This is a genomic window from Mesorhizobium sp. M0991 (assembly GCF_040318915.1).
Taxonomy (GTDB): domain Bacteria; phylum Pseudomonadota; class Alphaproteobacteria; order Rhizobiales; family Rhizobiaceae; genus Mesorhizobium.
Window position 1 is genome coordinate 1 of record NZ_JAMYNE010000070.1, and the last position, 9,621, is coordinate 9,621.

Annotated in this window: 10 protein-coding genes and 1 pseudogene; 2 read left to right on the top strand and 9 right to left on the bottom strand. The window is 59.2% G+C overall.

The features are described 5' to 3' along the window. From NKH70_RS34930 to NKH70_RS34950, 5 genes and pseudogenes are all read right to left on the bottom strand, one after another. Window positions 1-107: pseudogene (locus NKH70_RS34930) on the bottom strand (IS5/IS1182 family transposase); the annotation flags it as partial. A 368-nt stretch (window positions 108-475) separates the two neighbouring features. Beyond that, window positions 476-1,000 carry a helix-turn-helix transcriptional regulator gene (locus NKH70_RS34935; RefSeq protein WP_352779877.1) on the bottom strand — a complete coding sequence of 175 codons (525 nt, stop codon included), beginning with the start codon at window positions 998-1,000 and terminating at the stop codon, window positions 476-478. A 277-nt stretch (window positions 1,001-1,277) separates the two neighbouring features. Continuing rightward, a complete protein-coding gene (locus NKH70_RS34940; protein WP_353027410.1) occupies window positions 1,278-1,580 on the bottom strand; it encodes a hypothetical protein in 303 nt (100 codons plus the stop codon). Between the two features lie 531 nt (window positions 1,581-2,111). After that, complete coding sequence (locus NKH70_RS34945; RefSeq protein ID WP_352779878.1) at window positions 2,112-2,549, bottom strand: TA system VapC family ribonuclease toxin; 438 nt, start codon at window positions 2,547-2,549, stop codon at window positions 2,112-2,114. Next, on the bottom strand, window positions 2,546-2,773 hold the full coding sequence (locus NKH70_RS34950) for a CopG family transcriptional regulator (RefSeq protein ID WP_352779879.1): 228 nt from the start codon (window positions 2,771-2,773) through the stop codon (window positions 2,546-2,548). The genes NKH70_RS34945 and NKH70_RS34950 overlap by 4 nt, the downstream gene beginning before the upstream one ends. 586 nt (window positions 2,774-3,359) lie before the next feature. On the opposite strand from NKH70_RS34950, the gene NKH70_RS34955 reads away from it, so the two are divergent. Continuing rightward, window positions 3,360-3,638 (top strand): hypothetical protein, encoded by a 279-nt coding sequence (locus tag NKH70_RS34955; protein WP_353027411.1) that lies wholly within the window; start codon window positions 3,360-3,362, stop codon window positions 3,636-3,638. 402 nt (window positions 3,639-4,040) lie between these two features. Here NKH70_RS34955 and NKH70_RS34960 read toward each other — a convergent pair whose 3' ends face one another. Next, window positions 4,041-4,766: an OmpA family protein gene (locus NKH70_RS34960; RefSeq protein WP_353027412.1), complete on the bottom strand. Its 726-nt coding sequence runs from the start codon at window positions 4,764-4,766 to the stop codon at window positions 4,041-4,043. Window positions 4,767-4,806: 40 nt separating this feature from the next. Here NKH70_RS34960 and NKH70_RS34965 point away from each other — a divergent pair, with 40 nt between their 5' ends. Beyond that, complete coding sequence (locus NKH70_RS34965) at window positions 4,807-5,358, top strand: DUF6931 family protein (protein ID WP_352783034.1); 552 nt, start codon at window positions 4,807-4,809, stop codon at window positions 5,356-5,358. 70 nt (window positions 5,359-5,428) lie between these two features. Here the strand turns inward: NKH70_RS34965 and NKH70_RS34970 are convergent, their stop codons facing one another. The 3 genes from NKH70_RS34970 to NKH70_RS34980 form a co-directional block, all read right to left on the bottom strand. After that, a complete protein-coding gene (locus NKH70_RS34970; RefSeq protein WP_352779885.1) occupies window positions 5,429-6,682 on the bottom strand; it encodes a caspase family protein in 1,254 nt (417 codons plus the stop codon). Between the two features lie 11 nt (window positions 6,683-6,693). Beyond that, window positions 6,694-7,803 (bottom strand): OmpA family protein, encoded by a 1,110-nt coding sequence (locus NKH70_RS34975; protein WP_352779886.1) that lies wholly within the window; start codon window positions 7,801-7,803, stop codon window positions 6,694-6,696. Window positions 7,804-8,207: 404 nt separating this feature from the next. Beyond that, on the bottom strand, window positions 8,208-9,290 hold the full coding sequence (locus tag NKH70_RS34980) for a sensor histidine kinase (protein ID WP_353027413.1): 1,083 nt from the start codon (window positions 9,288-9,290) through the stop codon (window positions 8,208-8,210). Window positions 9,291-9,621: the final 331 nt, after the last annotated feature.

The window sequence follows — 9,621 nt, forward strand, 5'->3', positions numbered from 1 at the left end:
GACGGCATCATTGGCGCAATCAGCACCCACTCTGCATCGGTCAGATCGCTTGCGTAGCGGGCGCAACGCCGCTCATAATGCGCACGGGTGATTTCAGTCCAGGCCATCGTGAATCTCCATCGAATCTCGCAAATCCGACAGAATCACAACCTGCTGAAATCACTCAACTCTTTTTGGAACGGACACTAAGGATTCTGCGTGCGGTAGAAGGCGTAAATTACAAACGCGATGCCGATGAGGCGCATCAAACCAGGGAATATGAATAGGCTACGAACTAGGCGACCCCAAGCACAGCAGTAGCTATCAACCACCTGCCTGTGTGCTTGTGCGCAGACGCCATTGCGGCTTTGGTGCCTGCAAGTGATTCTCTTTTTCGAGATTCATACTCCTGCTGCCCGCCCCGCGCCATTTCCCAGCGGAAAGTCAAAGCGTTTCGGGATTGGCTGTTTGCTGAGATGGATCCAAACGACGGCCGTTATGGCAAGACTGAAATGTGCCCAAGAAGAGCCACCAGTTCCGCCTGACGTTTCGTTTCGGTCTTGGCGAACAGCGAGGCAAGCTGGGAGCGGATCGTGGTGCGGCTGAGGCGCCAATTGCGGGCGATCTCCAGCGGCGCATCGCCCTGAGCCAAGCGCAACGCCAGGTGCGTTTCCGCGCTCGTCAAGCCAAACATCTTTTGCAGTGTCTGAGGATTTGGCCCCGACCTGTTCTCGCGGTCCAGTAACGCCACAATGCTCGTTCCGTCAGGAGCGATAAACCCGTTCTCGTTCAATATCACAGGCCTGTCGCCGCTGCTGCGGATCACCACCCACGATAGTGAGCCCGGCAGGAAATGGGCCGGAACATTCGCGATCAGCCGCCTCAAGGCCACCGAAAGCCCGCTGGCCGTACCGGCCACTTCTCCCTGGCGCTCCAGCGTGGTTTGAGCGGCTGCGTTCCATTCGACCACTTTCCTCTCGCGGTTCAGCACGAGATAGCCGCAGCCGATGCGATCAAGCATGCCGGTTACGGATTCCAGGCTGCGTGCTCTTGGCTCCCCGACCCCTGCGCCCGATGCACGATCTGGAGGAAAAGCATAAGAGGGCCGCGTCGTATGCGCCTCATGGTTATACTTGGTCGTTATCGCAATGTATCGGTTACCCGAAACAGCATCACTGTGTCTATCCATCAGAGTCATTTTCTACCCTACCCAAAGTTTCACCAGCCTGAAGCAAGTTATTCGGGATTTACAGAAAGTTTTTAAGTGATAATATCGTCCGGATTGTATTGTAATAACCTTACTCGAAACCTGATGATTGCACTGTTAATAGTCCCAAAATTTGCGCGCAATCGCGAAATTTATACCGTCCATAGATCATCAACTGGTTGTAATCTTCCCGTTTGTGTTCCGGGATATGAAAGCCACGCCGAAATTCCGCCGCCTCCGTCGGGGTTCGAGTGCAACCGAGTTTACTGGCGCTGACTCTTAAACTCCCCAGTGAGCATCCGATCTTGGTCGCAATATCTTTCAACGGTTCGTTATTAAGGTATCCATCAAGAATTATCTTGCGACGGGCTTTGTTTTTGAGCTTTGCGTTCATTTCGGGAGCTCCTCAATTACGCGTTCACAACACGATTATATACGAACCAAATTGAAGATTGTCGTTAGCTTCACATCCAGAAACGTATCTCGGAATGCATTTCTTAAGATTTCTTCATGCCGCCAAGCTGCCGATAGTATTTCCTGCTCACCTGTTTCCGACACCACACAGCCCTCCCACGAAAGGGCAAGATTAATAACGAGCGAGATGGCGAGAAAGAAAAAGTGGCATAGGGGTGGTCGCCGATCTGGAGCGACGACAGTAAGGACCGGTCGCCAAGTCGACTGTTATCGCTTATACAGGAATTCCCCCGCGCGCGCGCAAGCGCGCAAGGGGGTACTGCAATCGCCAGTGAGGCCGATACGCGCACCAGCTCGGCCCAACAGCGATGCTAATTCTGTATAAGAAAGTTTTAGGGGGGGCATCTCATTCCGGAAGAAGCTGTCCTTCACGCCAGCTAAGGCCATCAAGGACGCGCTCAACGGCTGATCCTTTGCCGGTATATACCCCTGACAGAAAGAGCCCCGCGGTCTACCTTGTGGGGATCAAGTGTAGTGTAGTCTTCCCGGCCTTCACGGCCGCCCCCGACAGCTTGCGGTCAAAGCTCGCAAGTTGGCCGCCATGCGCCTTGGCGAGCGCAAGAAGATAGGTATCGGTGACCTGTGCCGAGGTCAGGATTTTCGCCGCATCGATGTCGACGGAGCCAACCAGGCTCACATCGTCGGACCAGAAGCTGTGCCCATGCAGGGCTCGCAACTTGGTGACGATTTGCGCAACGACGGCAGGCGAGCCGGGAGAATTAGGATATTTTTGGTTTCCGACGATGCGCATGACGCCGTTTTCGGTAGTGGGACAGGTGGCCCATGCGGCGTGACCGGTCACTTCGAACCAGCCATGGGCGTCGTCATGGGCGACATGGCCGGGATCGATCAGCGCGATCAACACATTGATGTCGAGCAGGAAGGTCACAGCAACTCGTCACGCAAGGCATTGACCGTCTCAAGCGTGACAGGAGGTGCACCCGGCCGAGGCGACAGCAGAGGTATCCCGTTGCGCTCGCCGCCGGCTTGCGGGCGGCGCAGCGAGCGCCGGGCGAGATCGGTGATGATCTCGCCCACGCTGCGGTCCTGCTGCCGGGCCATGGCCTTGGCCGCGACCAGGACGTCGTCATCGATCGCCAGTGTCGTTCTCATATCGCCCTCCTTGGTGCGCATCAATCATCACGCATCATATAGAGTAGCGACGATGGATACTCAAGCGGTAGCGCACGAAAGGTGGCGCACGAAATAGAGGCTCGATGCCGCCCCCGACAAGCGGGCCTTCCGACCGGGCGCCCATCCGTTGGCGTTCGACCGGCGACATAACATAGCCCGGCACCAGCGCGTTTCTTTCGCCCTTCGTGCTGCCGGAGATCCCATGTGCACGTAGCGTGCGCAACGCCCGGCCTGGCGCCGGTGGAAGCAAAATCGGACGGTGTGGGCACAGGTGGCCTGCTGATTGCCTATGCGACGGATCCGGGCGCCATAGCTTTCGAGGGCAACGGCTTTGACACTCCTTACTCAACGGCGCTCGCAAGGCACCTGACCGAGCCCGCGTTGAAATCCAGTGCGCGCTGACACGCGTGCGCGGCGAAGTGACCGAAACCACGCAAGGTCGGCAGAGGCCATGGCATAATGCGTCGCTGGGCGGTGAGGTCTTCCTTAGAAAACCGCTGAGGCAGCGGCGCCTGCCGCAAAGCCAGCGGCCGACGCGTCGACCCCCGCAGCGGCGCCCTCTCCTGTGGCCGCTGCCAGCCATCCTCCATCCTGGGAAGTCGAGCAACGCCTTTGGGATGAGGCTTCGAAGCGCGTTTCGGACGAGGTGAAGCAAACAGCGGGCACCGAATTGACAGAAAGTGCGATCGGTCTTGACCGCCAGAGCCGCATCGACCTGCACCTGCGCATCGAGGCGTTGGGCAACGAACTTGGCCGCATTGACGGAAACATAGGTCCGCAGACCCGCCGGGCGATCGGCATCTCTGGCAAGCCAAGAATGGTCTTGCGCCGACCACCTATCTGACGCGCGAGCAATTGGCATTCCTCGAGGTTCAGACAGATCCGATGATGGAAGCCGTGTGTGCCGGATATGCTGCCGATCAACCCCGTGCAACGCAGCCGAAAAAGCAGATTGCGCAGAACGTCCGCACCCAGCGACCGGTGGCGCAGAAACCCGCAAACAATAGCAGGTCATTCAGAAACGCCGCTTCCGCCAGACCGTGGTGCGGCGGGACGATCCTGCGCCGCCCCAGGATAACGACTTCCTGACCAAGGCGTTGCTCTTCGGCTCCGGTGTGGTGGTGGGCGGCGTGCTCAAGAACTGACCGGGGTCGTTCCAAGCCCATTCGCCTGGCCTGCCGCTGCGCTTACCACTCAGTTCCTGACGCACTGCTGCACAGTTTCAGGCGGCATGCACCAGCGTACGCTACTCGGCCTTTATACGCATTTCCACGCGGCGGTTGACGGCGTCGTATGGATTGGGGCTACGCGGATGCGCTTCGCCCAACCCGATCGCGTTGATGCGGTCAGCCTCGATGCCACTGGATGTGAGGAAGGACGTCACCGATTGCGCTCGTCGCTGCGACAGCCGCTCATTGTAGTGCTCCGGACCGGAAGCGTCGGTGTAACCTTCGACGACGAAATGGAAAGTACTGATCCGGCTGTCCTTCAGGGCCTTGGCAAACTCCTCGAGTTCAGCGCGTGCGGTCGCGTCGAGTTCGGCCGAATCCAGCCCGAAATTGATCAGCATGTCGAGACTGGATTTGTCGGCCGGCCCGTCTTTTGCCTTGGTCTTGCTCTTGCACTGCTCCTCAGTGCCGACACAAATCCCACGCGACTTGCCGACGTCGGCCGCGCCAGCAAAAAACTTGACGATGTCTTCTGATTTCTGGACAGGGTCGGCGGAAACATGGGTCGAGAAAGCCACGACCGCCAACACCAAGGGTGAACTGGCCCACCGCATAGCGGTTACTCCTGTTGAGCATCGGATGTTACCAAGGTGAATATACCAAATTCCCACGCATTTGTCTGTCAATAAACGCTGAGCCCGTGGCTGTGTCGGCCGATCTCCCGTCCCCACGAGTTGAGACTTGACCGCCGCCACGCCGGAGGCTTGAGTACCGACTGGTTCTCGATGAAGGCGTGGCGTCATGGCCAATGGGCTCCGATTCAAAACGGCACGGGATCTTTTCATGGCTTGTCCCGCTGTCGCCAGAGACATGAGAGCCCTTCCAACCGAGCAGCGTTCGATCGAGTTTTGCCGCGATCTCCTCGCCGGGCCCATTCCCGAAGAGGCGATCACGTTTTGTGCCTACCTGCTTCCTGATCGGGCTGCGGTCTGGTGGGCGCATGAATGCCTGGGGCATCTGAGCGAGCTGCTCGATAAGACAGATCAAGAGCTGCTCGCGCTTGTTCGCGACTGGGTCAGCGAACCGGACAGTCCCCGCCATCGCGCCGCAGTGAGCAAGGCTGCGGGAACCCCGCCGACAACGCCGGGCGCCTGGATTGCCTTGGCTGCGGAATGGCGTGACAATGGTTTTGGCGTTGCCGGATCTGTCGTCGGCGCAACCGCGCCAACGGCCTTGCAGCCACATCCTGCCGCCCATGCAGTCAATGCCGGTGTTCTAGCAGGGCTGGCGCGCGTCGCACTGGCCGACCGCTTTGCCGTTCTCTCCGCCTTTGTCGAAATGGGCCTCCAGTTGGCCGAGATCGAGGCGCAGCGCCAATCGGCGGATGCGTACTAGACCCGAACCATTCCAATAGACGCAGCTCCATCGTCTTGACCAGGGGTTTTCGAACCCAAGGGCCCAGATCTCACTTGCAGCCGCCTTGCGCCCATTTGGCCAGCGCCACCTTGAAGCGTGTCCCAAGCGGATGTTGCAGGCGTAGAACGGAGACATCGTTGGCGGCGAAATTTTTCGCCTGTTCGCATAGCCGATCCTCATTCCACTCATGGCAGCCGTTGCAGTGCTTGCCCTCCCACACCGCCTTGTCGAGCCCTTCCACGGGAGTGAAGAGTGGTTTGCCTGTGATCAGCTCAGCGATACTCTTGCCGTCGATTGCTGGATCTCCGAAATCGACAGGTTGGTCGAAAAAGATCGGCTCGTCCGAAGCCAGTCTCGGGATTTTCTGACGCAGCACATTGAGCGCAAGTTGGGCATCGTCAGCGCCAGACGGATTTGCGGCGGCGTTGCGCCCGTCCGAGCCGCCTTGCGGTTGTTGCGGAGCGGTCGCCTCACCGACGATCAGTGGCGCGTTCAGATCCACTTTGTGCAACACGACCTCGGTGGTTAGCGAGACATTGATCCACGGGCGCTGTTTGCCGGCCGTTGCTTTGAACACGTCGGCGGTAACCCTGTTCATCGCGTCGGTGATGGAGACGTTCGAGGCCCCGATATGGGCAAGCAGCGCCGACGTGAACGGTGAGTGTTCGCTCGATCCGTCATAGGCGACCTGATTGGGACTGGTGGAAAAGGCGACCAGCGTGCCAGCGCCGCCATTCTCGATCGGGATTTCGGCAAGGCCACTTCTCGCTCCCTTGACGCCTGCGGTCTTTGCCAACACCTCGGCCAAGGGATTGTCGCGACAGGCGTCGAGGAAAATCAGTCTTATGCTGGTCTCGCGCGACATTTGCCGCAAGATGAAATCCACCGGCACGGCTTCGAAGTCGAGCGAGGTCTCGTCTTCCAGTGCGGCATCGACCGGAAGCAGGTAGTTGCTGCCTGAAACCTGCAAGCCGTGGCCCGCGTAAAAGAAAAGGGCAATGTCGGCGCCGCGCACCTGCTTTGCGAAGTGCGCAATCGTCGTCTGGGTCTGCAATTTGGTCAGATCGAACCCGGAGACGACTTCAAAATCCAGGCTCTTGAGACGTTCGGCAACAGCCTGCGCGTCGTGTACCGGGTTGGTCAGCGCCGGCGCATGCTGATACTGGGAGTTGCCAAGGACCAGAGCAACACGGCGTTCGGCATTGGCCGCCGTCAAGGTCAAGAACAGCGAGAGCATCACCAGCCCGATCGCGCGCGGGACACCACCAAACCAAGCAATCAGATCGGAGCCCCGCCGGAACAAAAGGCCCTTCCTCAGTTGAGGAGCTTGGTGGCGGAAAACTCAATCCGCCGATTGAGCGCCTTGTTCTTCGGCGTGTCGTTGGCGGCAACTGGCCGCTCCTCGCCGTAACCGGTCGCCGTGATCTGCGTGCGAGCAATCCCGGCGGCAACAATGGCATCAGCAACTGCCTTGGCCCTGCGCTCCGACAGGAGCTTGTTGGCGGCTGGCGACCCATCGGAATCGGTGTGGCCGGAAACCTCCACCTTCAGGCCTGGGCACTTGCCGACTACGCCAACGACCTCAGCCAGCAGCGGACGGCTTTGGCTGTCGAGCCGCGCGCTCGCCGTCCGAAAATAGATGGCTCCGGTGCGAGAGAGCACCGCGAACCGGTTGAGGCACTCCTCGTCGCTGAAGTTCGCCTTCGCGGCATCGGTGGCAACGGGCCCGACGTCGGCGGCGCTTGCCGCGACGGTCTGGACGGCCGCGGGCTTGGTGCCATCGGCGTTGAACACGAAATCGAACGAGACCGAAGCGGCTGGAACAATGTTGGTCACATTGGCGGCCTGTTGCAGCTTGTCGACATTCGGCAGCAGTCCGAAATCCTCGACATGCACGGCGACGGGCGCTTCCGAAGCGACGGAGACCATGCTGTCGCTGATCATGGTCACCACGACATTGGCCTCAAGATCCTTGTCGACCCCATGCAGGTTGAGGCGGAATGGTAGCACTGCCTTGACCCTTCGCTTCGTCGCAAGCTCGGCAAACGCCGCAGGATCCACCTTTGCGGTCAGTTCTGCGGTCGGATACTTGAATGTCTCAAAGAAAAGGAACCGCATGCGGACGTTGCGAAGGTCGACACCGGTATCGACGGAGTTGAGGTCAAGCTTGATATTGGCCTCACCCGTCGAAGAAAGAGTGCCGGCGATGTTCCTGATCTTGTTGGTTTCAACGATCGTGTTCTTCTTGACCGACTGATAGGTGAGCACCGAGGCGGCCGGATCGAGTGTCCAGTTCGTCTGTGCATTCGCGCTTTCCAGTCCGGGTAAAAACAACACCGACAGCGCGACGATGAAGCCGAGGATATTTGTGGCGAACCAGCTTCCTGGCCCCGCTTTCCTGCAGGATGCAACGACTTCGAACATGGCCCCCTCCCCTGCCTAAAGCGACAGACTGAGCATCGATACCTTGCACTATCCGATGCCACCAGAGACCATAGAACACTTGCCCCCGCTTGGCGAGTATCTGTCCACTTGAGCGCAAGGGTGTAAATTCGGCTCAGGCCCGAGCTGCGGAAGCCCAGCAAAATGGTGATGCACGAACACTGCCTCCGCAGCAGCCTTGTTGGCGGATATTGTAGCTTGTTGGAGAATATTCACTACGGCAGAGCGCCACCTGCCAGCTGTTTTTAAGGCCGGTCACGCTAAAACTAGCCCAACCGAGCGAAACGCCCGCATACTTCATCCTGCTTGCCCCGCGGACGTACCTGCCGGCTCTTCGATGGAAGATTTCGACCGTATGAAGGAGGCCGTTTCACGACGGCAATTTTTCAGCTTGCTGCCGCCGATCGTTTGAAGACGATGGTCACCTTCGTCCCTTTGCTGGCGCTAGAGTCGACTGCGAACTGCGCCTTGGCGTTCTCGGTCAGCGAGCGCGCGATCAGCGCTCCGAGCTTGCCTGGCTTGGGCCACGTCTCGCCTTCCGGCAGGCCGATTCCGTCGTCCGCCACTATAACCCGGCAGCCGTCGCCATTGACGATGCTGTGCAGCGTTATCGTGCCGCCGTCGCGTCCCCGGAACGCATGCTTCAGTGAATTGGTCAGCAGTTCGTTCACGACCAGTCCCGCCGGCATGGCGACGTTTATTGACACGGGATATGTATCCACCTTCATATCCAGGCGGATCCCCTCGACTGCATGCGAGCTCATCACCGCGGACGCGATCTGGCTGAGATAGATGCCAAGATCGACCTCCTCCTTCGGCTCGTCGGCGGTTAGCGTCTGGTAGAGGATCGCCAGAGCGTCGACGCGACCGGCGAGCCGCTCAAACCGTCTCCGGTCGGCCTCGGTCGCGTTGCGGCTTTCCAGCCGGATCAGCGCGGTGATCATCTGCAGGTTGTTCTTCACCCGGTGCTGCAGTTCGCGCAGCAGCGTGTCTTTCTCGCTGACACGCTCCTCCGCCGAGCGCTCATCTCCCGCCTCGCCATGGGCGGATACGTCGACCAGCGCCACCAGTCGGAAGCACACCTTGCCATTGTCGTCTTCGATCACGTTGGAATAAACGTCGACGATCGCCGGCTTGTCCTCGTTGCGCTCCAGCCTGAAGGTGCCGACCAAATCGGTTCCCTCGGCCACGGCCTCGGCAAGCGGCCTGTCCTTTTGCTGATGGAGGCCTATGCCCAAAAGGGCCGCCCAGTTTTCTCGCGTGAGCCTGGCGGCGCTCAGGCCTGAGAGTTTCTCGAATTCCGGATTGGCGTAGACCACACGCTCCTCAGCGGCAAGGTCCGAAACGGCTATGGCGATCGGGACCTGGTCAAGGAATTTTTTGAACTGTTCGCTTTCCAGTGCGGTTGCAAGGTCAGGTGTATCAAGCAACTGCTCGACCGCTTCGGCCTTCTCTGAATCAGATGTCATTTGCGCGCCTGTTCTGTGCGTACGATATCAACAATGCAGCGCGCCCGCCATCGCCAAGGCTGCATTTCACGCACCGCGTCATGCACCTGACAACAAGCCTTGCGTCGGGCGCAACGGCCATACGTCTAACATTGCGACCGGCCGAAGGAGAGCGGCAAGCGCCGGCTGCCACTTCTAGAGCCCTTGAAGGGGTGAGGCGGCCCCGGGCAAGTGGCTCCGCTGCATATTAACCTTTTGGTAACTCTCTAGGTCGTGAACCCATAAATGGGAATGAGGGAGATGGGTGAAAAGCGATCGTTGCGTCGTTTGACAGATCGCGCATATTGTCGAG